Below are 25,189 nucleotides of genomic sequence, written 5' to 3'. Positions count from 1 at the left end.
AGCCAAACGGCGCAAAACGTGACTGTCCCAAGATCATCGGCATGTCAGCGATCCGTTCTCTCGATGGGCGCGGCATCTTTCATGCCACCTCCTGAATTCAGAAAATAGTGGCGGCGGCACCGCCGAAACCCGCCCGTTGCACGGAGGGACGGGAGGAAAGGGCTGCTGCCGTCCCCGCCCCTGTGATCCTTCCGGCCTCCAGCAGATAATCGCGATCGACAAGGGCAGAGCTTCCGCGAACACCCTGTTGCGCCAGCGCAAGGCAGGACAGCGTTCTGCGCTTCATACCATTCATGATTTTCCTCCAACGGCGCAGTAGCGGGATTGCCATTCTCCTCAAGGCTTCCCTGCGCTGATGGAAGTTTAGCAACGACAGGCGCATATAAAATGCACTAATGTAATGCATTATTGTACTTTTGGAGGGTGAATGCCGCATCACGGCCAGATAGCTGCTAACAGGATCGAAACGACGGCGCGCATACTGACTTCGTCCCTGCGCGTGTCGGAGTTCAAGCTGGAACAGGGCGCAGCCCATCTTGTCCTCGTCTCAGCCGGTGAAGCGGAGATCATTCAGGGCGAAAAGACACTTGTGGTTACCGCGCCGGGGCTGGCCTGGCTGCCTGCCTCCGGCCCCGCCGGCCGCCTGCGGCTGAATGCCGGAAGCCGCGGATCACTGCTGAAAACGACCGAAATCGGCCTTGCGCATGCCATGCCAACCGGAACGAGCGCAATCATGGTGCGCAGCACATTGCAGCGCGTTCTGACCCGGACGCTGGCTGAAAAAGACAGCCTAGAACTGGCGGGTTATCTCGACACCATCGCGGATGAGAATTTCCGGTCATCGACAGGATCGGATACGATCATCGCCAGCCTGTTATCCGTCACCCTTATCCGCATCTGCCAGCATGCCATGGCCGACGTCGCGGGCGCGGCTTCCACCGCAGGCAGCCTTACGGAGCGGTTTGTGCTACTTGTCAGTCAGCACAAACGCGACCAATGGGGCGTGGAAGACTATGCGGGTCAACTCGGCGTCAACCGTGAACGTCTTGGATTTGTGGTGCGCAAGGCAACGGGGCTTTCACCACAGGCCTATATTCACCGCGAACTGCTTTCCGAAGCGCGTGACCTTCTTCTTAACTCTTCACTGCAAGTCGCTGAAATTGCGTTTCGATTGGGATTTCAGGATCCTGGGTATTTCAACCGCTTCTTCACCCGCAATGAAGGCACGTCTCCCGGCCGTTTCCGGCGAACGGCGGTGCGCATACAGAACGTAGCACAGCCGTCCTATGCCGCATGGCCTTGAGTTCTGCCCGGCAGGTGCAAATCAGGACGGGCAGAAGAGACAACGGAGCGAAGTGCCGGCCTGTTTGCCCGGCACTCCAACGGGGCGTTAACGGGCGCTGTCGATAATCTGGCCGCCGTCCGGGGTCAGGCTCGAGCCTGTAATGAACCTCGAATCGCTGCTTGCGAGGAAAAGAGCGACCGGAGCGACATCCTCTTCAGGGGAACCGTAACGACCAAGGGCATTCGTGGGAGCAGGAGCGTCGACGCCCGCACCCCAGGTGTCGGCAACGGGAAGCAGGTTGTTCACGGTGATATTGTCAGGACCCCATTCGCGCGCAGCAGATCTCGTCAGGGCGCGGACGGCCTCCTTTGCAAGATTGTAAGGTCCATACGGCGACATGCCGAGAATACCGGCCAGCGACGCGAAATTAATGATCCGGCCCTCGCCACTGGCCTTCAGGTACGGATAACAAGCCTGCATCGTGCGAAGATAGGCGATCGGCCCCATATCGAGGTTTCGTTGCAGTTGCTCGACTGTCAGCTCGAGGATCGGGGAGTGAACGACAGTCGGGTCGAACGCGACATTCACGAGAATGTCGATGCCGCCAAATACCTCCGCTGCCTCAGCCACAGCCCGGGTGATCTGTTGGCCATCGCCAAGATCACAGACGATGCCGAGCGCGGTGCCACCACTGGATTGTATCTGACTGACGACCGCGTTCACATTTTCAGGCGTCAAGGACAATACCACGACCTTGGCGCCCTCCCTTGCAAAGAGTTCTGCCGTCGCACGGCCAATCCCTCTGCCTGCGCCCGCCACGATGGCTACTTTTCCGGTCAGTTTTCCCATTTTGATTTCCTTTCGTGATGAATGCGTCAGAGCTGCCGTGTAAGGGCATAGGGGGACGGGACTTCGCGTGCCGCGTTCTGCATGGCGAAGGAAACGACGAGCAGCCCGAGCCCGATGGCGGCAGGCAGTGCGCCGGCAGGTTTGCGGACGCCGATATGTGCAAGGCCGGACAGCAGCAGGTGAAACAGTACCCCCGCATACGCCAGATCGCTGATGGCGACGTTGAACCGCGCAAGGATGGCGATGACGGCGGCGATCTTCACCGCCGTCAGAAGAGGCACAAGGTATGCAGGGTAACCGAAGCCGGTTATCGTCTCCCTCACCCAGTCGGATTTGACGACGTAGATGACTGCCGACGCCAGATAGAGCAGGACGAGAAGGGTTGTTGCGACCCAGTAGATGTAGAATGAAGACATGGGATATCCATTGCCGCCGAATGTCTTCGGCAGCTTGATTTGTTCAATATTTTCGTTGTTCCGGAACAGCTTGGGGCTCATGATCCGGCGTTCACATGGAAAATGTGCTATTGAATGAATATGCGCAAGTAGGATGAATTTGGCGTGGTAAGTATGGAAAACCAGACTAATGGCGGTAAAACCATTAACATGCACGAGGAAATGCGTCGCGCTTTCGCGCTGCTTTCCGGCAAGTGGAAGCTCGAAATCATGTGGCTTCTCAACCAGCGGATCTATCGTTTCAACGAGCTGCGCAAAGCCATTCCCGGCATCACACAGCACATGTTGACCTCCCAATTGCGTGAGCTCGAGGCCGATGGACTGGTCTCTCGCACCGTCTTTGCAGAGGTTCCGCCACGCGTGGAATATGAAACTACGGCAAAGGCGAAAGGACTTGGCCCGACCATGGAGGCATTGATGGCATGGTGGAACGAGTACGGCGCGAGCGTTCCGGTTAAAACCACCACCCGTGGACGCAGACGGTCACCGCAAAAATAGATGGATTATTGCGGCCGTTGCGCCGCCGTCCTGTGCCGCCCGATCGGCAGCATCATTGGTTTGCCCGACGTCGGGTCTTCGATGACACGGCTTTCTATGCCGAAGACGTGCCGCACGTTTTCTTCCGTCAGCACCTCCTCCGGCGTGCCGCAGATATGCAGCTTTCCACCGGTCATGGCGACCAGATGATCAGCGTAGCGCGCCGCGAGATTGAGATCGTGCAGCACCATGACGATGGTGGTCTGACGGGCATGGTTGAGGTCCGTCAGAAGATCCAGCACTTCCACCTGATGGCTGATGTCGAGGAAGGTGGTGGGTTCGTCGAGCAGCAATATCTCGGTCTCCTGGGCGAGCGCCATGGCGATCCATACGCGTTGCCGTTGCCCGCCGGAGAGTTCGTCCACCGGCCGCTCGGCAAGTTCCACCGTATCGGTGGCGACGAGGGCTGCGGCCACGGCCTCATCATCCTGGCGCGACCAACGCGCGAAAAGGCCGTGATGCGGGTGCCGGCCGCGGCTGACCAGATCGGCAACGACGATGCCCTCGGGCGCAATCGGTGACTGCGGCAAAAGACCCATCCGTCTTGCAAGTTCGCGCGAGGGAAGACGGTGGATCGACTTTCCGTCGAGCAGGACCTGACCGGCGCGGGGAGAGATAAGCCGCGACATGCTGCGAAGAAGCGTGGACTTGCCGCAGGCATTGGCACCGACGATGACGGTGATCCGTCCGCGCGGAACGACAAGATCCAGCCCTTCGATGATGAGGCTTTCACCGTATCCGGCCGAAAGACGGTTCACGGAAAGGGAGTGGCTGGTCATAAAGAGCCTCCGCTGCGGTTCACCCGCACGATAAGGTAGATCAGATAGGGCGCGCCGAGCGCGCCGGTGACGACGCCGACCGGGTAACGGCCCGGCAGCAGGAACTGGCCGCAATAATCGCCCACCAGCACCAGGGCTGCCCCAACCAGCGCAGCCGGAATGAGCAGCGACCCATTGCTGCCAACGATACGCGCGGCAATCGGCCCGGACAGAAAGGCGACGAAAGCAATCGGCCCCGAAACTGCCGTGGCAAAGGCGATCATGCCGACGGCGGCGATAATCACGATAATGCGCGTTCTCCCCACCCGGACCCCAAGCGCCGCGGCCGTATCATCGCCAAGCCTCAATGCCTCGAGATCGCGCGCGCGACTGAGCAGCAGGCCGCCAAAGAGGATGAGCGCAACGAAGAGCGGCAGCGTCTGGGCAAGTTTTGCGCCGTTGACGCTGCCCGTCAGCCAGCGCATCGCCTCCTGCAGCGTCCAGGCCGGAGCAACGGACAGGATATAGGCGATGAAACTTTCGAGCATGGCCGAAACGCCGATGCCGACAAGGATCAGCCGCGTTCCGGCAACGCCGTTGCGGAAGGACAGCAGATAGACCAGCAATGCGACGCCAAGCCCGGCGACGACGGCGAAAACCGAAACGAGCGGTCCACTCAGATGCAGGACGACGATGGCAAACACCGCTGCCACGCTTGCGCCGGAACTGATGCCGATAATGTCAGGGCTGGCAAGCGGGTTGCGCAGCATGATCTGGAAGGCGACACCACCCAGCCCGAAGCTCAGACCCGCGAGAACGGAGAGCAACGCGCGTGGCAGGCGCAACTGCCCGACCGTGAAAGTGACCCCGGCAATGTCCTCTCCGAGCAGCACCCGCAGGACGTCACCGGGCGGCGTGAAGGATTGTCCCAGCACCAGCGTCAATACGAAAACCGCGATCAAAAGAGCTGAAAGGGCTGCAATGACAAAGCGACGCCGGCGCTGGCGGTCGTGACGATTGGAAACCAATGTTTCCATGACGGACGTGTGCATGTTCACAGTTCGCGTACCCGCTGACGTCTGACGATCCAGATGAAGAAAGGTGCGCCGACAAGCGCGGTGACGATACCGACATCGAGTTCGGATGGCCGCGCCACGATGCGCCCGACAATATCGGCCGCAAGCAGCAGACAGGCGCCGCCGAGCGCGGAAAATGGCAGAAGCCAGCGATTGTCGACGCCAACGAGCAGGCGGCAGAGATGCGGAACGACCAGCCCAACGAAACCGATTGGCCCGCAGATGGCAGTCGCCGCGCCGCAGAGGAGGATAGCGCCAAAGGATGCAATGGCTCTCGCGACCACGACATTCTCGCCAAGACCGGCAGCCAACTCATCACCAAGCGCCAGAGAATTCAGCTTGCGTGCCGAAAGAAGGCTGATGGCAAAACCGGCGGCGAGAAACGGCAGCACGGTCTCAATCCGGTCAAAGGTGGCACCACCGACACCGCCGATCTGCCAGGAACGGATGCCACCGGCAATATCGCTGCGCGGCAGCACGACGGCAATGACGAGTGAGGAGAAGGCGACAGAGGTGGCGGCACCGGCCAGAGCGAGTTTCAGCGGCGTTGCCCCACCGCGTCCGAGCGAGCCGACGACATAAACGAAAACCGCAGCTGCACCCGCCCCGACAATCGCCGTGATGATAAAGGCCTGCGCCGAGGCAATGCCGAACCAGACGATGGCGATAACGACGGCAAGTGATGCGCCCATATTGACGCCAAGAATACCGGGATCGGCAAGCGGATTGCGCGTAACGCCCTGCATGATGGCGCCAGCGAGCCCGAGCGCTGCCCCAGACAGCAGGGCAAGCAGCGTTCGCGGCAGGCGAACCGCGACAGCCGCTTCCGCCACCGTCTCGACGCGACCGGCAAGCGCTGCCGTGATGTCAGCGAACGTGACGTCACGGGTGCCAATCGCCACGGAAAGCGCACATAGCAGCGCCAGAAGCGCCAGCACGGCGCTGAGCCATGCGGTCCGCATGCGGTTGGAGCGGCCACCTGGCAGCACGGCCGGACCTCTGGAAGGCCCTTCCATTGTCATTTCGCTTTACCAGAGGACTTATCCGCTGCTTTCGCCAGAAGATCGGCGTAATCCTTCAAAACCCAGGAAATCGACAGCGGTGTGGGATTGGATGCGGTGCCGAGCGGATCACGCCCCAGCATGACGATGGCGTCATCGGCAACGGCGGGCATGCGGGCAAGCAGCGGATCGGCCCGCATCGCCTTGAGCAATGGCTGGCTGCCATAGGTCAAGACGATATCGACATCGTCGAAGGCATCGACTCGCTCGGCGCTGACGCCGGCGGCAAATTGCCCCGGTTTCGTCGCCTCCGCCACGCTCTTCGGCGAGGTAAGCCCAAGATCGGTGAAAAATTTCACCCGGCTGTCATTGGCGGTATAAAAATTGACGACACTGAGATTGGTGGCGTCGAGATGGGTGACGAACATCGCCGACTTGCCTTTCAGCTGCGGATGGCCGGCAACCACCTGCGCGATCTCACCCTCGATGCGTTTGATCAGCGCCTCACCTTCCGCCGCCATGCCAAGCCCGGCACTGTTCAGCCGGATCATCTCGCGCCAGTCGGTTGCCCACGGTGACACGGGATAGGCAACGACCGGTGCGATCTGGCTTAGCGTATCGTAGTCGGACTGGCTGAGGCCGGAATAGGCGGCGAGGATGACATCCGGCTGCGTTGCCGCCACGGCCTCGAAATCGATACCATCCCCCTCATCGAACAGAACAGGCTTTGCAGCACCCAATTCAGAAAGCTGCTTCGCTACCCACGGCAGCATTCCATCACCGTCATCATCGCCGAAATTGGCAGCGGCAAAACCGACGGGCACGATGCCGAGCGCCAGCGGCACCTCGTGGTTTGCCCAGGCGACGGTCGCGACACGCTGAGGCTTCCTCGCAATCGTGGTCGTACCGAAGGCGTGTTTGATGACGACGGGATAGCGCGTCGCCTCTTCCGCCGAAGCAATGGCTGGCGCGATCATCGACAGGAAAAACACGAATGCCGGCGCGAGGCAGCGAAACAGGAAAAGCATGGGCGAAGCTCTCAACGGTTCAAAAGTGGACTTGAACTCTCAGCTTCACATGCCCCCGTCAACCCCGGTGAGGAAATGCCGCCACAACAGTGGTGAAATTTCCGGGGTTTTGTACAAAACCGCGAAAAGTTACAATACCGGACAAACTTTCTCAAGTTATTGGGCGCTTCGAGAGCGGGCCGTGGAAGCGGCGATTGGGGCATCAACTTCTGGAATTTAGCAATGAACACTGAAATGAATGGCGTCAACGGCAGGACCGCGCGACTGCGCTATGGGCAGGCAGCCCTTCTTGCCTGCACGGCGCTTGTGACGGTACTGCCCGCTCGTTCGCTGGCGCAGGAGGCCGCCAATACGGGCGGAAGCACGGTTCTCGAGCGCATCACCATCGACAGCGGTGACAATGACCAGAAGTCGATCGTCGCAACCCGCACGACAAGCGGCAGCAAGATGGCAACCGACATTCTCGATACGCCGGCCGCCGTTTCCGTCATCACCGCCAAGGAAATGCAGCAGCGTGGCGTGCAGACCGTGGAAGAAGCCTTGCAATACACGGCAGGTGTGACCGCGGATTTCTACGGCTCGGACGACCGTTTCGACTATTTCAAGATTCGCGGTTTCGACGCCTACACCTATCGCGACGGGCTGACGCTCGGCCGTCCCTTCGGCGCGCTGCGCGAAGAGACCTATGCCTATGAGCGCGTGGAAGTCCTGAAGGGCGGCAATTCCACGACCTTTGGCGTATCCGATCCCGGCGGTTCGGTGAACTACTCGACCAAGGTTCCCAAACGCAGCCGCTTTGGTGAGGCCTATGTGACAGGCGGTTCCTATAGCCGCGCAGAAACCGGCTTCGATTTCGGCGACAACATCACCAGCGACGACACCCTCTCATACCGCCTGACCGGCAAGCTCAGAAATGCCGACGCGGAATATGACTATTCCCGCGACGACGAAAAATTCTTCATGGGCGGCCTGACATGGCGGCCCACCGATGCCACCAGCCTCACCGTCGTTTACGATCATCTCAACAAGGACGGCGTTCCCGGCGGCGGCGGCCATCCGGTCGGCTCGCATATCGACAGGAGCCGTTTCTTCGGCGAACCGGACTATAATTACCGCGGCACCAACCGCAATTCGCTGAGCGTGATGTTCGACCATGATTTCGGCTCTGGCCTGACGCTGAGTTCGAACGCGCGCTACAGCAAGGCAAATACCGATTTCGGTTATGCGTATATCTCGTCCACACCGACCAATGGCTCGACCATCGCCAACCGTTCCTATTTCGGCAACGAGACCGAAACCGAGAATTTCCTGATCGACACCCGGCTGCAATATGACGCGACGTTCGAAAGCGTCGAAAGCCGCAGCCTTGTCGGCGTTTTTTATAACGACTACTTGTCCGGCAGCAAAAGCTACTTCGGTTCTGCGCCAGGCATCAACTGGCTGAACCCGGTCTATACCGGTGCGCCCGCTTCGGTGCCGCTCTACGCCAGCTCGTTGACGGATCAAAAGACAAGGGCAATCTACCTCCAGCAGGACCTGACCTTCTTCGACAGGCTTACCGTCAGCGCCGGTCTGCGCAATGACTGGATCGACACCGACCAGACCAACAGGCTGAACGGCACGACGGCAAGCGGCGACATCAGCGAACTGACAAAGCGCATCGGCGTGTCTTACAAGGTCACGAACGAGATCGCGCCCTATATCAGCTACGCCGAATCCGTGGTGCCGGCCTCGGGCCTGACCGTCGAGCCCGAACGCGGCGAGCAGATCGAGCTTGGCGTGAAGTATCGCCCGGATGCCTTCCCTGCACTGTTCACGGCATCGATCTACGACCTCAAGAAAAACAATATTACCGTCACCAGCCCGATCACCAGCCTGCCCACCACCATCGGCGAGGTGCGCGTGCGTGGTCTCGACTTCGAGGCCAAGGCGGAGGTTACCGACGAGCTGAGCCTGACGGCGGCCTATTCCTATCTCAACGCGGAAATCACCGAAAACGGCATCGCTGGCAATGTCGGCAACCGCCCGCAATTCGTGCCTGAACATCAGGCCTCGCTTTGGGTAAACTACACGCTGGCTGGCAACGACAAACGCGGTGACATGACCTTCGGGCTCGGCGGACGCTTCACTGGCGCGTATTATTTTGATGATGCGAACAAGGTTTCGACCGGCAGCAGCGTGACCATGGACGCAGCGTTCAGCTACAAAATCCAGGAAACCACCTCGCTGGAGGTGAATGTTTCCAACCTCTTCAACGAGAAGCACGTCTCTTATGGCGGTTTCGGCGCAGACTTCTACAACCCCGGCCGAGCGTTCTCAGCTACGCTGCGCAAGACGTGGTGAGGGTAAGTATATCTCTACTTTTCAACATACTACGTAACCATCCTAACGTTCCACGTCATCACCTGGGGTGACGTGGAACGAAGCTCGAGGCATGCGCCGAACCCGCTCCGCATAGACGGCAAGGCGACCATTCAAAGCAGCCTGTGCATGCGCCGCCAGGCGGCTGGCGTATTGCCCACGGACTGGCGGAAGGCTTTGGTCAAATGGGCCTGATCGGAAAAGCCTAGCTGGGCGGCAATATCGGCCACCGTCAGATCGCCTTCGAGCAACAGTTTCTGGGCAAGGCTTATCCGCCGCTCCAGTTGCCATTGCAGCGGCGTCTTGCCCGTTGTCTGGCGGAACACCGTTGCGAACCAGCTTTCCGAAAGCCCGACGATGTCGGCCATTTCTGCAACCGTCATGCGGTCGTCACCGCGGCTTTCGACACGGAAAAGCAACTTGTTCATCTGCGCCTGCGTCAGCCTGCCATTTACCTGTTCCGGCGAAGATCCGGGAATATCGAGAAGACCGGCGACGATGCTGCCAACAAGGCTTTCCGCATAGACCGCATGTTTCGAAGGCTCGGCGAGTTCATCGACAAGCAGTCCAGCCAGTGTTTCGACCGAACCGATATCCTGTATCTCGACCGGGCGGCGCAAGGCTGTCATCGCCGCCGAACTGCCGACCGATGGCGACAGGAAACGCAGCAGGCGGTCCTTGTGGATATGCAGATTGAGATGCGAAAACCTGTGCGTAGCATTGCTGCTCGTCCACATCGGAACACCGGCCGGCACATAGACCGCCCGCGTCATGGGGCGGGAATGCTGCGTGAACTCGCCGTCGCGGTTGGAAATGCTGATGCGCGACGAGACATCGTTGAAAAATATCATGATACGTGGATCGGCGGCCAGGTAATAACCCTTCGCGCCCATCTGGCTCTCTGCCTCCCAGAAGGCGCTGACGAGCCCGTCCAGCTGGCGCCATTTGACCGGCGCAGTGACGCTGATCCCTTCCGTGTGCCAGGTCATGGAGTGCCAGAAACTCAATGCGGGTACCGTTCAGTTGTCGAGCCGAGGTTGTAAGACATGCGCGTCACGATAACGGCGCCGCACGCTCCACCATATGAGGCCGCAATAACATGACTTATCAATTCATGTTAATAGCAAAGATGGTTGTAATGCAAAACATTGCTGTGCTGCCAGTCGATCCCGCTCCAATGTGAGCCTTGGAACCTCTGCCCCGACCAGCCGTTTGATCTCCAGACAAATGAAATCACGAAGGGAGATCACTATGAACGACAAAAGGGAACCCGGCGATTTCGCCGACAAGAAGCGCGAAGAGCAGGGCCGCGGCGTCATCGTCGCTGGGCCGGATGCGCATGAGAATGAAAAGGGCGGCAAGGCGCCGGGGGATAGTGGCGAAAAGCCATCACCCGAAAAACCGGTTCCATCCTCAGACCGCAGATAGAAAATTGCCCCTCCCTGATCGCTCAGGGAGGGGCTTTTTTGGACTAGTCAGCCTTATCAGACAAGGTCGAAACGGTCGGCGTTCATGACCTTCGTCCAGGCGGCGACGAAATCACGCACGAACTTTTCCTTGTTGTCGTCCTGCGCATAAACTTCCGCATAGGCACGCAGGATGGAGTTGGAGCCGATAACGAGGTCCACGCGGGTCGCCGTATATCGGGTTGCTCCGGACTTGCGATCGCGAATCTCATAGAGATTGCCGCCGGTCGGAACCCAGGAATAGGCCATATCCGTCAGCGTTGTGAAGAAATCGGTGGTCAGAGCACCTGGGGTCTGCGTGAACACACCATGCGCTGCGCCGCCGTAATTGGCGCCAATGACGCGCAGGCCACCGATGAGAACGGTCAGTTCCGGCGCCGTGAGGCCCAGAAGCTGAGCGCGGTCCAGCAGCAGTTCTTCGGGGCTGACGACATAGTCCTTCTTCACCCAGTTGCGGAAACCATCCGCCAGCGGCTCGAGCGGCGCAAAGCTGTCTGCATCAGTCTGCTCGGCTGAGGCATCGCCACGACCGGGTGCAAAAGGCACGGCGACATCGAAGCCGGCTGATTTCGCCGCCTGCTCAACACCGTAGTTGCCGGCGAGAACAATGACATCAGCGATGCTGGCGCCAGTCTCACGGGCAATCGGCTCCAACACCGAAAGCACATGGGCCAAACGGGCGGGCTCGTTGCCTTCCCAGTCCTTCTGCGGCGCAAGGCGGATGCGCGCACCATTGGCGCCGCCGCGCTTGTCCGAACCACGGAAGGTACGGGCGCTGTCCCATGCGGTCGAGACCAGATCGGCGACCGCCAGACCGGAAGCGGCGATCTTTGCCTTTACGGCAGCGACATCGTAGCTCGTGGAACCTGCCGGGATGGGATCCTGCCAGATCAGGTCTTCTGCGGGAACATCCGGGCCGAAGTAGCGGGACTTCGGGCCCATGTCGCGGTGGGTCAGCTTGAACCATGCGCGGGCAAAGACCTCGGAGAAGTGGTCCTGGTCATCCTTGAACTTCAGCGAAATCTCGCGGTAGATCGGATCGACCTTCAGGGCCATGTCGGCATCGGTCATCATCGGGATGGTGCGGATCGAGGGATCCTCGACGTCAACAGGCTTGTCCTCTTCGGCAATGGTGATCGGCGCCCACTGGGACGCGCCAGCCGGGCTGTGCGTCAATGTCCACTCATGCTTGAACAGCATGTCGAAGAAGCCGTTGTCCCACTTGGTCGGTTCGCTTGTCCAGGCACCTTCAATACCGGACACCACGGTGTCACGGCCGATGCCGCGACCCTTGGTGTTGATCCAGCCGAGACCCTGATATTCGGGGCCTGCTGCTTCCGGATCGGGGCTGAGGTTGGCGGCGCTGCCGTTGCCGTGCGACTTGCCGATGGTATGGCCGCCTGCGGTGAGCGCGACGGTTTCTTCGTCATCCATGCCCATGCGGGCAAAGGTTTCGCGCATCTGCGCGGCTGTCGCAAGCGGATCGGACTTGCCGTTGACGCCTTCTGGATTGACGTAGATGAGACCCATCTGCACGGCGGCAAGCGGATTTTCCAGCGTCTCGGGCTTGGTTACGTCACCGTAACGACCATCGCTCGGTGCCAGCCATTCCTTTTCGTCACCCCAATAGGTGTCCTTTTCGGGAGCCCAGATATCCTCGCGGCCGAAGGCGAAACCGAATGTCTTCAGACCCGCGACATCATAAGCGATCGTTCCGGCGAGCGCGATGAGATCGGCCCAGGAAATCTTGTTGCCGTATTTTTTCTTGATCGGCCACAGCAGGCGGCGGCCCTTATCGGTGTTCACATTATCGGGCCAGGAATTGAGCGGTGCAAAGCGCTGGTTGCCGGTGTTGGCACCGCCGCGTCCGTCCGTCACGCGGTAGGAACCGGCCGCATGCCAGGTCACGCGGGCCATCATGCCCACATAGCTGCCCCAGTCGGCCGGCCACCATTCCTGGCTTTCCGTCATCAGGGCGCGCAGATCGGCCTTCAGGGCTTCCACGTCGAGCGACTTTAGCGCTTCGCGGTAATTGAAGGAGGTGCCGAGCGGATTGGTCTTGGTGTCGTGCTGATGCAGGATATCGAGGTTCAGCGCGTTCGGCCACCATTCGGTAACCGATTTACCGGAGGCCGTATTGCCTCCATGCATGACGGGACACTTGCCAGCCGGTTTTGAAGTTGCGTCCATTTCGCCCTCCGATGGGTTTAGTAATTAAACGACATAGTCAATTCGACATGCGCAGCATGTTGGAACCACAGCCCACAGCAGATCATCCTTACGGAAACCGCGCAGTGACGCTGGTGATACCGAACAGCTACATCCTCTTTCTGTCATGACGATGACTAACAGCCAGGTTCCATAATTTCCAATTGTATATTCTAAAGGCTGCGATATGCTCAGCTTATGATTGGACTATCGATGAAACACCTGCGTTATTTCGACGCCTTGGCGAAGATCGGCCATTTCGGGCGGGCGGCGGAGGCATGCGCCATTTCCCAGCCAGCACTTTCGCTACAGATCAGGGAACTGGAAGAGCTGATCGGCGCGCCTCTCGTCGAACGGGGCAGCCGCCAGATAAGGCTGACCGCTCTCGGCGATGAATTCGCCGAACGCACCCGCCTGATCCTGCGTTCGGTGGACGAATTGCAGGATTTGGCGAGGGCAAGGCACGGCCCGCTCAGCGGCCGCCTGCGCATCGGCGTCATTCCAACCGTCGCGCCCTATCTTTTACCGCAGGTCATTAAGACTCTAACCCGGCATTATCCAGGACTGGAAACGCGCCCGCGCGAAGCGGTGACACAGAAACTGATCGAGGACCTTCTGGAAGCCCGGCTGGACATGGCAATCGTCGCGCTTCCGGTGTCTGAAGCGTCGCTGGAAGAGGTTCCGCTGTTTTCCGAGGAATTCATTCTGGTCCGGCCGATGGAGGATGCGGGGATGCCGGTGCCAAGCGCCGGCAAGCTCGGTGAAATGCGCCTGCTGCTGCTCGAGGAAGGCCATTGTTTCCGCAATCAGGCACTGTCTTTCTGCAGTACAACGAACGCGCCGCCGCGCGTGCTGATGGAGGGCAGTTCGCTCTCGACGCTGGTCCAGATGGTAGGCGCCGGCATCGGCGTCACGCTCATTCCGCAGATGGCTGTCGATATGGAAACGCGGCAATCCACCGTCTCGGTATTTCGGCTGGCAGAGCCAAGACCATCCCGCACCATCGGCATGGTGTGGCGCAAGAGCAATCCGCTCTCGGCGCAGTTTACCCACATTGCCGAGATCGTCCGCGAATGCGGCCTGCAAAAACTCGGCCGTGTTGCCGATGCAGCGGCGTGACGGTGTCGAGGGCCAACTCGGATCTGCGGCCTCAACTCTTCACAGCACTACCAGCGTTACCCTCGCAAAGCCGGTCGGCCATGGCAAAAAAGGCAAGCTTCATCTTGCTGCGTTTGTCCGCGCCCTCGAGGGTTGAAACCGGTACCTGAAAACCGAACACGTCGTCCGGCTCGGCGGAACGTTCCCGCCAGAATGCGTCTATGTCGGAAAGCAACATTTTCTGCCGCCGCGCGCGACGATAATTGATCGGATGTCTGGCGTGGGAGACTGCGAAATAGGAACCCGCTTCCGTCTCGATTAGGCCTTGCAGCAGCATCAAAACGGCATCCTTCGGGCGAAGACCCGCAAGGTCGCGCGTTACTGCCACCATCTCCTGCTTTGCGGCGCGTGGCCCCTGCATGCCGCCAACGGCAATCGTCCTGTACCCTCCCCCATCCTGCGTCACGAAGATAAACTTCGTCGTCCACAAGGTGACGTCGTCACGGGTTCTGATCAGCCGAACCGCGAGAGCGCCTTCGTGGCGGCCGCCACATAAATCCGCAAGAGCAAGCGTGCAGCGATATTCGTCAGCACGGCCGCCTATGGTGCCGATTTCGACCGTTTTTCCACTCCAGAGCGCAGCCATAACCTCTCTGGAAAAACAATCGCTGGCGATGACGAAATTCTTCATGAGAAAATCCAGCCGTCTTCCATAAGAGATTTTGCCGACGAGGAATTTCGACAGGGGTTTCTGAAGAAGCTCGTCATGCGGCGGTGGCAGTTTTTGCGTCGCCGAGAACCGGGACAGAAACCGCCACCACCGCAGGGTTACAAGCGGATGAGCCAAAAAACGCATCCAGAAAAGGAAACCCCGTTTCCAGTGGGCGCGCATAGCGAAGGTCGCAACGCTCCAGGCCAGGGGAAAACGGAGGAGTTCCAGCCCATCGCCAGTCATCGTTTGTGCAGCGATGACCGGCTCGGGTTTCGCCGAGTTTTTTTCCGCAGCGAATGCGGCGATTTCAGTATGCGACATCGTAAAATTCCGGGGAGTATGACTGTTTGGACTGGGGCGTGGAGTGATTTGGCCGGGACTGTGCGCGCCCAGGATGAACCGAATATGAAATCGGATTGGTGCTCTGCTGCGATTATTGGCGCTGCAGCATTGCGCGAGGTTCCGGGCCGGCGACGCGCTTTCTACGCGCCGTCTTCTCGCCGGCAATCCGGAAGAAAACGATCCGGTGGGTGGGTCACTGTATGTACTCCGGTTGGCACGGTTGATCCCGTGCCCACACATTATGACCGCGAACGTTGCGGCAGCATTACAATCGCCGCGACCGGTCTACAGCGCGCAAAGCGCTATCAGAATCGAACCCGGAACGTGCTTCCAGAGGGGTTGCTTTCCAGCACGATACGGCCGTTATGATTGGCGACGATCTTCTTGACGAGGCTGAGGCCAAGTCCCGCACCCGTGCTTTTCGGCGTGACCCGATAGAAAGGTTCAAATATCCGCTCCTGCTGGTCCTCGGGTATGCCCTGCCCCTCGTCGGAAATCGCGATTTCGCCGTTTGCGAGAACCGAGACATGGATCAGCCCCTTGTTTCCACCATGGTCGATGGCGTTGCGCACGATATTCCTGATGGCGCGCGGCAGGGCGAAGGGGTTGCCTTGCATGTCGTATTTTTCGATCTGCGTTTCGAAGGAGATGTCGTAACCTGCCGAAAGCGCAAGCGGCGCGAGCTCTGCCACGACCGTGCGGGCGATATCGACCAGGTCCACCACCTCGCGCCGGTCGTTCACCTGATCGTTTCGCTCAAAGGCCAGAAGCTGTTCGGCGGTTTCACCGAGCCGCGCGACATCCTCCATCAGGCGCTGCTGGTCCGGTCCAGGCAGGCCCTCTATCCGGGTCTGCATGATTGCAATCGGCGTCCTCAATTCGTGCGCGGCATCGATCAGAAAACGTTGCCGCGCCTGGAACTGCTCTTCGAGCCGCTCGAGAATGCTGTTGAAGGAAACGATCAACGGAACGACTTCGCGCGGCACATCTTCGACGGGAAGCTTCGAACCCGGTCGTCGCGGGTCGATCTCCGGTGCTTTTTTGACGACGGAACTCAGGCCAGCAAGCGCCCGGCGCACGATGTGTGGCACGGAGAAAAACACCGCAGGCAAAAGAACCGCCAGCAGGGGGACATAAATCGGATAGGTGCCGGCAAGAAGCGTCAGAAACGACGCTCGTGCATTAGAGGTTCCGCCGAACATGATCCTGACGGGTCCCGACGTCGTCTCGATACTTTCAGCCGAAGCAACCTCGGATATGCCGCTGCCGCCGCGAATATCGGCGTCCGCCATCAGATGAACGTAGCGCGCCAGTTCGGCATAAACAGCCGGTACGGTGCCGAAGGTGGCCGCGTGACCGTCAGGCGTCGAGACCACGAACCACAACGTTTCATTCTTCGCCTTCAAGGCGCGTAATGCCGACCCCTCGGTAATGACCAGACCCTTTTGCGGATCAAGCGAAAGCGACTCGTCAAGCGTCGCCGACAAATCGTTCCAGAGCCCGATATTGGGCGAGAGCTTCATCACCCCGTAAACGCAGAGCCCGACAATGACGACAGCGATCATGGAAGAGACGACAATGCTGAGCTGCCAGCTCAATTGCCACCACAAGGACGGATTGGACTTGCCCTGCGCTTTCATGTGTCTTCCCTGAGCAGATAACCGATGCCGCGAATATTATGCACGCTAACCCCGGCCGAAGCGTCGAGCAGGCGTTTGCGCAGTCGCGATATATGCGCATCGAGCGCATTGGACTGGATTTCCTCCTCGTAATTGTAGACGGCGGCCTCAAGCGTCGAGCGCAGCACGGATTTGCCCTTTCGTTTCGCCAACGTGATGAGGACCATCAGCTCGCGCCTTGGCAGATCGAAGGGAAGCGAGTTGATCGTGACGCTGAGATGAAGCGGATCGATCACGATGCGGCCTGCAGCGATTTGCGACGGGGCGATGCTTGCCGGCCTTCTCAAAACCGCGCGCAGCCGCGCCAGCAGTTCGCCGACGAGAAACGGCTTGCCGAGATAGTCGTCGGCGCCGCCATTCAGCCCCTCGATCCGCTCCTCCGGTTCGTTCATCGCCGTCAATAAAATGATCGGCGTATCGATACCGGCGCGGCGCAGCTTTGGAATGAAGGTAAGTCCCTCCCCGTCCGGCAGACGACGGTCGAGCAGAATGGCATCATAGACATGCTGGCGCGCCAGCTCCATCGCATCGCCGAGCCGCATCGTATGGTCGATGACGATCCCCTGCTTGCCGAGCGTCGCCGACAGCGCATCCGCCATTTCCTTTTCGTCCTCAATCAACAGAAGTCTCATTTGCCACCGTCCCTTCGCCCCCTCCTTGTCTGCCAGAAAGGTTGCGACAGTATTGCGGCGCAGAAGATGCGGGCGGGTAATGCTGCTGCAATTATCAACACTTATCCAGAAGCCATCAGCCTGGAAGACAGGCGACATGACCGCTCGATCGGTGGTCACAGGATGAGTTTTGCCTGGAAGGATTATGTTATGTGGGTGAAAAGAACGATCAAGGCGGGGATCGCGCTTGCGGGCTGCGCTCTCGTCGTCACGGCTCTTGATCCGGCGCGCGGAAGTGTCGACGCGAACGAGCGCGTCAAGGGGATCGTGGCGTCAACCTCGATGAGCCCGGCCGGTATCCCGTTCGAACTGACGGCTGCGGAAATCGCAAGGATCGGCACACGAGCGATGGCGGAGCGGCTCAGCGTCAGTGGCGAACTTCAGCCGGTCAGCCGTGTAGTGATCCGCGCCCGCGAGGCTGGAAAAATTCTGGATATGAATGTCCGGGACGGACAGGCGGTGCGGGCGGGCGACCTGCTGGTACGGTTCGAAACCGAGGAACTGCAATCGACGCTGCTGCTGCGGCAGAGCGACCGGGATGCGGCCGAGGCCGAACTGACACTGGCGATGCAGGCCCTCACCCGCACCGAACAGCTGGCGTCAAAAAACATCGCATCGGCTGAACAGCTCGACAAGGCGAAGAGCGATGTCGTTGTGAAAACGGCAAGGCTGCAGAGCCTTTCGGCGCAGGTGGATATCGCCCGCCTTGCCCTTCGCAATGCCGAAATCCGCGCGCCTTTTGATGGCACCATTACTCGCCGGCAGGCAGAAGCCGGCTCCCGCGTCAGTGCCGATGGTGAACTCATGACGCTGGTCGATATAAGCATGCTTGAGGCGAAGGTTCTCGTTGCCACGCGCGACATCCCACGTGTCGCCGTTGGCCAGACCGCCGAACTCGATATTGACGGCATCGGCGGCCAGCCTCTCAGAAGCACCGTTGAGCGCATCAGCCCGGTTGCCGAAGACGGGACGCGCTTTGTCGCCGTCTATCTGCGGCTTGCCAACCGCGACGGCCGGCTGTGGGCAGGAATGTTCGCCAGCGGGTCCATCCTCGTGCGCGAAAAAAACGATGCGCTTGTCGTTCCTGCAATCGCGCTTCGCAAAGACGAAACCGGCTACCATGTCCTTAAAGTCCTGAACGGCCATCTTCGCCGCCAGACGGTGGCGGTGGGATCGCGCTGGAACGATGGCAGCCTGATCGAGATAGGCGCCGGTCTAGAGGGCGGTGAGACGATCCTGACCGCACCGCTTCCCGAATTGCAGCCCGACATGGCTGTTACGGTCGACAAGGCAGGCTGAGATGTTTCTGACCCGCATATCCGTCTCCCACCCTGTTTTCGCCACCATGATGATGGTGGCGCTTCTGGTCATGGGTCTTTTCTCGTTGCAGCGGCTGGGGCTCGACCTCTACCCCAATGTCGACGTTCCGGTCGTCGTGGTGTCCACCGCTTATCCGGGCGCCACGCCTGAAACGGTGGAGACAGAATTGACGCGCCCGGTCGAGGATGCGCTGAACGCCATCGGCGGTCTGGACGAGATCACGTCAACCTCCTACGAGGGACGCTCTGTCGTCGTCGCAAAATTCAAGCTCGAGGTTAAGAGCGCAACCGCTGCACAGGACGTGCGCGACAAGATCGCCGCCATCGACGCGAATTTCCCGCAAGAGGCCAAAAAGCCGGTCATATCCAGGTTCGATGCCGCCGCCGAGCCTATCCTGTCGGTGGCGATAAGCTCGACGTCGCTCGACATACCCGCACTCACCGCCCTTGCCGACCAGAAGGTGGTGCGGCAACTGACGACTGTTCCCGGCGTGGGGCAGGCAACGCTGGTTGGCGCCCGCAAGCGGCAGATCGACATCACGATCGACGACACCCGCATGCGCGCGCTTGGGATCGGCATCAACGAGGTGGTAAGCGCGCTACGCACCGGCAACAGCAACAGCCCGGCTGGAAGCCTTGTCGATACCGTTTCCGAACGCACGATCCAGGTGCAGGGCCGCATCGCAGAACCGCAGGCGCTGCTGGACATGGTCGTCGCCCGGCGCGGTGGCGCAGCCATTTATCTTCGCGACATCGCCGCACTCTCCGAGGGGGCTGCCGACCCCGAAAACCGTGCCCTCTATAATAGCCAGACTGCGCTGGCGATCGACATCGTCAAGGTTCAGGGTGCCAACACGGTTCAGGTTGTCGCGGATGTGAGAAAGCGCCTGGACGCCCTCAATGCCGACCTTGTTCCGCAAAACGTGCAGTTGCGAGTCATTACGGACACATCCATTCCCATCCGGGAATCCGTCACGCAGGTGCAGACGACGTTGATAGAAGGGGCGGCACTTGCCGTGGCCATCGTCTTCCTGTTCCTCAATTCCTGGCGCAGCACCGTCATCACCGGACTGACGCTGCCGATCGCGATCATCGGCACGCTTGCGGTCATTGATGTTATGGGCTTCACGCTCAATACACTGAGCCTCCTGGCGCTGACGCTTTCCATCGGCATTCTGGTGGATGACGCCATCGTTGTGCGCGAAAACATCACCCGTCACCTTCACATGGGGAAATCCCATATCCGCGCAGCACTCGACGGCACGAACGAAATAGGACTTGCGGTTATCGCGACAACGGCGACAATCGTGGCGGTCTTCCTGCCTGTCGCTTTCATGGACGGCATCGTCGGTCGGTTCTTCTATGAATTCGGCATCACCGTTTCAGCTGCCGTGCTGATCTCGCTTTTCGTCGCCTTCACGCTCGATCCGATGCTGTCGAGCGTCTGGTACGATCCGGATGCGCAACCCAACGCCCGGCGTGGGCCGGTGGGCCGGCTGATCGCCCGTTTTGATCACGGCTTCGAATGGCTCGCCGATCAATATCGGCACGTGATCGGCTGGACATTGCACCACCGGCTCGTCACCCTGCTCGTCACATCAGGCATTTTTGTCGGCAGCCTGCTCATGGTGCCGTTGGTCGGTGCGGAATTCGTCCCGAATACGGATGAAGGCCGCTTCCAGATAAACGTCACGGCACCGGTCGGCTCCTCGCTGGATTACACCACGGCGAAGGTGCGGCAGGTCGAGAAGGCACTCCAGGAATTCCCGGAGGTCGAAATGCTCTATTCCACCGTCAATACCGGCGGCACCGTCGGTAAACATCGCGCCGCCGTTCTGGTGGGACTGGTGCCGCTGGAGATGCGCAACCGAACTCCGGTCACGCTGGCCGATCCGATCCGCAAACGCCTGGCGGCCATATCGGGCATAGAGGTCGCGATCCTGCAAAACGGTCTTGGCGGTGGCGAAAGCCCCGTCCAGCTCAGCATTCTTGGCGACGACCGGGCGATCCTCGAAAAGATCGCCGACGGTCTGATGGAAGACATGAAAAAAATCCCCGGCCTCGTGGATGTGACCTCAAGCACCCGCGACGTGACCTCCATCCTTTCGGTACGCCTGAAACGCGAGGCGGCAAGCGATCTAGGCATTTCCCGATCCGATCTTGCCGCAGCGCTCTCGCCGCTCATCGCCGGTGAGGACGTGTCGAAATGGACGGATGCGGGCGGTAACAGCTACGACATCGTCGTGCGCCTGCCCGGCGAGCGGCGTGCCGACACGACGAGGATCAGCGAGTTGATGATTGCCACCAGCCGCACGGCATCCAACGGCTCGCCCCTGATGGTACGTCTGGATCAGGTCGCCGATATTACCACCGTGGAAGCACCCGCCGAAATCCGCCGCATCGACAATCGCCGCGAGGTGCTGGTTTCGGCCAACATATCAGGACGAGCGCTTGGCGAAGTGACAGACGTGTTGAAAACCCTTACCGCCGCCCGCGACCTGCCGGACGGCTACCGTATCCGCTTCGGCGGCGAAGCCGAAACCATGGAAGAGACGGTTGGCCACATGGTAACCGCGCTCGCAATGGCGGTCATCTTCATCTACATCGTGCTCGCCTCGCAATTCGGCAGCTTCCTCCAACCGCTCGCCATCATGGCGTCGCTGCCGCTGTCACTCATCGGCGTCCTCGTCGGGCTCTTGGTTGCCGGCAGCACGATCAACATGTTCTCGCTGATCGGCTTCATCATGCTGATGGGCCTCGTTACAAAGAACGGCATCCTGCTTGTCGATTTCGCCAACCGCGAAAGGAAGCGTGGACTTCCGCTCAACGAAGCGCTGGCGAGCGCCGGCATCATCCGCTTCCGCCCGATCATCATGACGACGCTTGCGATGATTTTCGGCATGATTCCGCTCGGGCTGGCTGTTGGCGGTGGCGGGGCGCAGCGCGCGCCGATGGCGCACGCAGTAATCGGCGGCCTCATCAGCTCCACCCTGCTCACCCTGATCGTCGTGCCAACAATCCTGTCTTACATCGACAGCATCACCCGGCGTTTCGCCCGCCTGCTACCGAAGGCACCGGACGAGATGGGGGAGACCGGATCGACCAAACGTCCATCTTCACCATCCTAGGTTCGCTGGTGACGTCTGCCGTCAGGACTTTTCTTCGGTCAGGCGTTTCCTCTTCCCCCTCGGGCGGAAGTCGACCAGAAGCGATTTCAGTTCGATTTCCCGGACGCGCCTTGCTGCCTCGTCCGGGCGAACCCATTCCAGAAGGCGTTCGCCGCGCTCCTTGAAACTCGTTTCCTCCCCGGTGATCTCGATCTGGAAGACATCGACAACGCAGGGAACGACATCGCCGTTGTCGAGCATCTTGAGATAGGTGTAGCGGCCAACGGCGTCCTTCCTCACGCGGCCGCGAACGCCCGCTTCCTCCCACGCCTCGATCGCGGCAGCCTCATGCGGCTTCTTGCGTTTCATCGGCCAGCCGCGCGGAATGATCCAGCGTGCGCTGGTGCGGGAGGTGACGACGAGGATTTCGATCTCTTCGCCGCTTCCGGTATAACGGAAGCATAAGGCGGCATATTGCTGCCGGAAAGAGCCGGTGAACAGCTTTTCAGGAACAGCAGCAAGTTGCTGGAGCAATGTCAGGGAACGCGCCGGACGGGCTTTCCGGCTTTTCTTCGTGGATTTCATATCCGTTGATACTGCCGATTTTCCGGGTTGCATCAATGCCCCGCGTGCATTTATGACAGTTTTATGACTATCACCCCCCACAACTAATAAAGCGCCATTGAGGGCCAATTCGCATGATGAGCATTTTTCGCAAGCTGATGCCGCGCGAGGACCGTTTCTTCGACATGTTTAGCAAACATTCGGAAACGGTCGTCAAAGCCGCCGCAGCTCTGGACCACCTTCTGAGCGGCGTCGACGTTGAGAAAAACTGCGACCTTATCGTCGCCCTCGAAGACCAGGCGGATGATATTACCCGCGACGTTCTGCTTGCGGTGCGCCGCAGCTTCATAACGCCCTTTGATCGTGGCGATATCAAGGACCTCATCCAGTCCATGGATGACGCCATCGACATGATGCACAAGACCGTCAAGACGATCCGGCTGTTCGAGCAAACCGAATTCGACCCGCTGATGCGCGAGATGGGCCACGAGATCGTGCGTGCGGCAAGCCTCGTCGCCGAAGCCATCCCGCTTCTGGAAAAGGTCGGCACCAATGCCCAGCGCCTGTCGGTGATTGCCGAAGAGGTTACCCGCGTCGAAGGGCGCTCCGACGAGCTTCATGACCAGGGCCTGAAGGACCTCTTCCGGCGCCATGGTGCGACCGGCAATGCCATGGCCTATATGATCGGCAGCGAGATCTACGGCGAACTCGAAAAGGTCGTCGACCGCTTCGAGGACGTGGCGAACGAGATCAGCGGCATCGTTATCGAGAACGTCTGATGGATGTCGCGCTTGCACTTCCACTACTTGTCGGCCTTATCGCCATCGCGCTGTTCTTCGATTTTCTGAACGGTCTCCACGACGCCGCAAATTCCATCGCCACCATCGTTTCCACCCGTGTATTGCGCCCGCAATATGCGGTGGCATGGGCGGCCTTCTTCAATTTCATCGCCTTCCTGTTCTTCGGCCTGCATGTGGCCGAAACGCTCGGCACCGGCATCATCGATCCGGCCATCGTCTCCCCGCAGGTGATCTTCGCGGCATTGATGGGCGCCATCGTCTGGAATATCGTCACCTGGATTTTCGGCATTCCCTCCAGCTCGTCACATGCCTTGATCGGCGGTCTCGTCGGTGCGGGCTTTGCGAAGGTCGGTTTCAATTCCATCGTCTGGTCGGGTCTTCTGAAAACCGTGGGCGCGATCTTCATGTCGCCGGCCATCGGCTTTTTCCTGGCACTGCTGCTGGTGCTTGCCGTCTCCTGGCTGTTCGTCCGCCAGACGCCCTTCGCCGTGGATCGCACCTTCCGCATCATGCAGTTCATTTCCGCCTCGCTCTATTCGCTCGGCCACGGCGGCAATGACGCACAGAAGACCATGGGCATCATCGCTGTGCTGCTGTTCAGCCAGGGGCATCTTGGAGAGAGCTTCTACGTGCCGTTCTGGGTGGTGATCTCGTGCCAGTCGGCCATGGCGCTCGGTACGCTTTTCGGCGGCTGGCGCATCGTGCACACCATGGGGTCGAAAATCACCAGGCTGAACCCGATGCAGGGGTTCTGCGCCGAAACCGGCGGTGCGCTGACACTTTTCGGCGCGACGTGGCTCGGCATTCCGGTGTCCACCACCCATACGATCACTGGCGCCATCATCGGCGTCGGTGCCGCGCGTCGCGTCTCGGCGGTGCGTTGGGGCCTTGCGGGCAATATCGTCATTGCCTGGGTCGTGACCATGCCGGCCGCTGCCCTGATATCCGCATCTGTCTATGGTCTTACATCGCTGTTCGGCTGAGACAGAGACCCGCCCTCTCTGCCAAAGCTCCCGGAACAAAAGCCACCCTGTGGTTGTTGATCCGGGAGACAACAGGCGACAAGGCGGATCGCGGATCATGGCACGGCAGGTTTTCTGGAAGGGCTATCTGAAGCTGTCGCTGGTGACGGCCGCAGTTTCGCTGACGCCTGCCACAACCGAAAGCAACAAATACCGCTTCCACGTTCTCAACCGCAAAACCGGCAATCGCGTCGAAAGCCGCTATGTCGACAGCGTTACCCACAAGCCGGTGGCCGCAAAGAACCAGGTGAAGGGTTTTCCCCGCGCAGAAGACGATTATGTGTTGCTGGAGGATGACGAGATCGATGCGGTCGCGCTCGAAAGCACCCGCACCATCGACATCCAGACCTTCGTACCCACAGGTTCTATCGACTGGATATGGTACGACCGGCCGCACTTCCTGCGCCCGGAAGACAAGATCGGCACGGAAGCCTTCAGCGTGATCCGGGAAGCCATGCGGGCAAACGGCGTTGTCGGCATTGCGCGGCTTGTTCTCTATCGCCGCGAAAGAGCGGTTCTGCTAGAACCGTCAGGCAAGGGCATCATTCTGTGGACCCTGCACTATGGCGAGGAAGTGCGCGAAAGCATCGACGCGCTGGACCCGAAGATGAAATTCGAAAAGCCGCTGCTGGACGCGATGGAAAAACGCATCGGCAAACAGATGACGGGATGGAGACCGGCGCTGGTGCAGGATCCGATCCAGAAAAAGATCAGCGCTTTGCTAAAAACCAAGAGCAAGACCGTCTCTTCCCCGGAAAAGAAGACCGGCACGAAAACCCGGACCGGCGGCAATGTCATCAACATCATGGATGCCTTGAAGAAAAGCCTTGCCTCGGACAAGAAAGGCTGAC

General features: G+C 59.8%; 23 protein-coding genes. 10 read left to right on the top strand and 13 right to left on the bottom strand.

From position 1 onward, the window contains the following. Window positions 1-97: 97 nt before the first annotated feature. A complete protein-coding gene (locus FB593_RS21250) occupies window positions 98-295 on the bottom strand; it encodes a hypothetical protein (protein ID WP_065705625.1) in 198 nt (65 codons plus the stop codon). Window positions 296-427: 132 nt separating this feature from the next. Here FB593_RS21250 and FB593_RS21245 point away from each other — a divergent pair, with 132 nt between their 5' ends. Beyond that, window positions 428-1,303 carry a helix-turn-helix transcriptional regulator gene (locus FB593_RS21245; protein WP_035200379.1) on the top strand — a complete coding sequence of 292 codons (876 nt, stop codon included), beginning with the start codon at window positions 428-430 and terminating at the stop codon, window positions 1,301-1,303. An 87-nt stretch (window positions 1,304-1,390) separates the two neighbouring features. Here FB593_RS21245 and FB593_RS21240 read toward each other — a convergent pair whose 3' ends face one another. Further along, window positions 1,391-2,134, bottom strand: a complete 744-nt coding sequence (locus tag FB593_RS21240; RefSeq protein ID WP_145166904.1) for an SDR family NAD(P)-dependent oxidoreductase — start codon at window positions 2,132-2,134, stop codon at window positions 1,391-1,393. Window positions 2,135-2,160: 26 nt separating this feature from the next. Further along, window positions 2,161-2,550, bottom strand: a complete 390-nt coding sequence (locus FB593_RS21235; RefSeq protein WP_186447946.1) for a DoxX family protein — start codon at window positions 2,548-2,550, stop codon at window positions 2,161-2,163. 153 nt (window positions 2,551-2,703) lie between these two features. Between FB593_RS21235 and FB593_RS21230 the strand changes: the two genes are divergently transcribed. Beyond that, complete coding sequence (locus tag FB593_RS21230; RefSeq protein WP_186447945.1) at window positions 2,704-3,087, top strand: winged helix-turn-helix transcriptional regulator; 384 nt, start codon at window positions 2,704-2,706, stop codon at window positions 3,085-3,087. Window positions 3,088-3,092: 5 nt separating this feature from the next. Here FB593_RS21230 and FB593_RS21225 read toward each other — a convergent pair whose 3' ends face one another. Genes FB593_RS21225 through FB593_RS21210 form a run of 4 tightly spaced genes read right to left on the bottom strand, consistent with a single transcriptional unit; the run spans window position 3,093 to window position 6,989 of the window. Then, the gene (locus tag FB593_RS21225; RefSeq protein WP_035200373.1) at window positions 3,093-3,905 is read right to left on the bottom strand and encodes an ABC transporter ATP-binding protein; all 813 of its coding nucleotides are present in this window, start codon (window positions 3,903-3,905) and stop codon (window positions 3,093-3,095) included. After that, window positions 3,902-4,936, bottom strand: coding sequence for a FecCD family ABC transporter permease (locus FB593_RS21220; protein ID WP_035200371.1), 1,035 nt, complete (start codon window positions 4,934-4,936; stop codon window positions 3,902-3,904). Before FB593_RS21220 ends, FB593_RS21225 begins: the two co-directional genes overlap by 4 nt. Window positions 4,937-4,938: 2 nt before the next feature. Further along, the gene (locus tag FB593_RS21215; protein ID WP_145166902.1) at window positions 4,939-5,982 is read right to left on the bottom strand and encodes a FecCD family ABC transporter permease; all 1,044 of its coding nucleotides are present in this window, start codon (window positions 5,980-5,982) and stop codon (window positions 4,939-4,941) included. Further along, window positions 5,979-6,989: an iron-siderophore ABC transporter substrate-binding protein gene (locus FB593_RS21210; RefSeq protein ID WP_145166901.1), complete on the bottom strand. Its 1,011-nt coding sequence runs from the start codon at window positions 6,987-6,989 to the stop codon at window positions 5,979-5,981. Before FB593_RS21210 ends, FB593_RS21215 begins: the two co-directional genes overlap by 4 nt. A gap of 222 nt (window positions 6,990-7,211) precedes the next feature. Between FB593_RS21210 and FB593_RS21205 the strand changes: the two genes are divergently transcribed. Beyond that, window positions 7,212-9,332, top strand: coding sequence for a TonB-dependent siderophore receptor (locus FB593_RS21205; protein WP_145166900.1), 2,121 nt, complete (start codon window positions 7,212-7,214; stop codon window positions 9,330-9,332). A gap of 131 nt (window positions 9,333-9,463) precedes the next feature. Here the strand turns inward: FB593_RS21205 and FB593_RS21200 are convergent, their stop codons facing one another. Next, window positions 9,464-10,357, bottom strand: a complete 894-nt coding sequence (locus FB593_RS21200; RefSeq protein WP_198927084.1) for a helix-turn-helix domain-containing protein — start codon at window positions 10,355-10,357, stop codon at window positions 9,464-9,466. A gap of 244 nt (window positions 10,358-10,601) precedes the next feature. Between FB593_RS21200 and FB593_RS21195 the strand changes: the two genes are divergently transcribed. Beyond that, complete coding sequence (locus tag FB593_RS21195) at window positions 10,602-10,778, top strand: hypothetical protein (protein WP_035200363.1); 177 nt, start codon at window positions 10,602-10,604, stop codon at window positions 10,776-10,778. Window positions 10,779-10,834: 56 nt separating this feature from the next. Here FB593_RS21195 and katG read toward each other — a convergent pair whose 3' ends face one another. Further along, window positions 10,835-13,006 carry a catalase/peroxidase HPI gene (katG, locus tag FB593_RS21190; RefSeq protein ID WP_111804001.1) on the bottom strand — a complete coding sequence of 724 codons (2,172 nt, stop codon included), beginning with the start codon at window positions 13,004-13,006 and terminating at the stop codon, window positions 10,835-10,837. A 216-nt stretch (window positions 13,007-13,222) separates the two neighbouring features. Here katG and FB593_RS21185 point away from each other — a divergent pair, with 216 nt between their 5' ends. Further along, complete coding sequence (locus FB593_RS21185; protein WP_013761123.1) at window positions 13,223-14,143, top strand: hydrogen peroxide-inducible genes activator; 921 nt, start codon at window positions 13,223-13,225, stop codon at window positions 14,141-14,143. A 31-nt stretch (window positions 14,144-14,174) separates the two neighbouring features. Here the strand turns inward: FB593_RS21185 and FB593_RS21180 are convergent, their stop codons facing one another. The 3 genes from FB593_RS21180 to FB593_RS21170 all read right to left on the bottom strand — a co-directional run bounded on the left by FB593_RS21180 (window position 14,175) and on the right by FB593_RS21170 (window position 17,487). Beyond that, window positions 14,175-15,155, bottom strand: a complete 981-nt coding sequence (locus FB593_RS21180) for a DUF535 family protein (protein WP_065660290.1) — start codon at window positions 15,153-15,155, stop codon at window positions 14,175-14,177. A gap of 326 nt (window positions 15,156-15,481) precedes the next feature. Beyond that, window positions 15,482-16,816 (bottom strand): sensor histidine kinase, encoded by a 1,335-nt coding sequence (locus FB593_RS21175; RefSeq protein ID WP_145166899.1) that lies wholly within the window; start codon window positions 16,814-16,816, stop codon window positions 15,482-15,484. Further along, window positions 16,813-17,487 (bottom strand): response regulator transcription factor, encoded by a 675-nt coding sequence (locus FB593_RS21170; protein ID WP_111788565.1) that lies wholly within the window; start codon window positions 17,485-17,487, stop codon window positions 16,813-16,815. The genes FB593_RS21175 and FB593_RS21170 overlap by 4 nt, the downstream gene beginning before the upstream one ends. Before the next feature lie 189 nt (window positions 17,488-17,676). Here FB593_RS21170 and FB593_RS21165 point away from each other — a divergent pair, with 189 nt between their 5' ends. After that, window positions 17,677-18,825 (top strand): efflux RND transporter periplasmic adaptor subunit, encoded by a 1,149-nt coding sequence (locus tag FB593_RS21165; protein WP_112675484.1) that lies wholly within the window; start codon window positions 17,677-17,679, stop codon window positions 18,823-18,825. A gap of 1 nt (window position 18,826) precedes the next feature. After that, window positions 18,827-21,973 carry an efflux RND transporter permease subunit gene (locus tag FB593_RS21160; RefSeq protein WP_112675434.1) on the top strand — a complete coding sequence of 1,049 codons (3,147 nt, stop codon included), beginning with the start codon at window positions 18,827-18,829 and terminating at the stop codon, window positions 21,971-21,973. 21 nt (window positions 21,974-21,994) lie between these two features. Here FB593_RS21160 and FB593_RS21155 read toward each other — a convergent pair whose 3' ends face one another. Then, entirely contained in the window at window positions 21,995-22,537 is a 543-nt protein-coding gene (locus tag FB593_RS21155; RefSeq protein ID WP_038495316.1) for an NUDIX hydrolase, read from the bottom strand. Between the two features lie 113 nt (window positions 22,538-22,650). Between FB593_RS21155 and FB593_RS21150 the strand changes: the two genes are divergently transcribed. From FB593_RS21150 to FB593_RS21140, 3 genes are all read left to right on the top strand, one after another. Next, window positions 22,651-23,295, top strand: a complete 645-nt coding sequence (locus FB593_RS21150; RefSeq protein ID WP_004431197.1) for a DUF47 domain-containing protein — start codon at window positions 22,651-22,653, stop codon at window positions 23,293-23,295. Further along, window positions 23,295-24,299 carry an inorganic phosphate transporter gene (locus FB593_RS21145; protein ID WP_004431194.1) on the top strand — a complete coding sequence of 335 codons (1,005 nt, stop codon included), beginning with the start codon at window positions 23,295-23,297 and terminating at the stop codon, window positions 24,297-24,299. Before FB593_RS21150 ends, FB593_RS21145 begins: the two co-directional genes overlap by 1 nt. Before the next feature lie 97 nt (window positions 24,300-24,396). Beyond that, window positions 24,397-25,188, top strand: a complete 792-nt coding sequence (locus FB593_RS21140) for a Ku protein (RefSeq protein WP_145166898.1) — start codon at window positions 24,397-24,399, stop codon at window positions 25,186-25,188. Window position 25,189: the final 1 nt, after the last annotated feature.

The organism is Rhizobium sp. SJZ105, assembly GCF_007828365.1.
In the GTDB taxonomy this organism is placed as follows: domain Bacteria; phylum Pseudomonadota; class Alphaproteobacteria; order Rhizobiales; family Rhizobiaceae; genus Agrobacterium; species Agrobacterium tumefaciens.
Note: the sequence above shows the minus strand (reverse complement) of the source record. Positions and strands in the feature narration are given on the sequence as shown.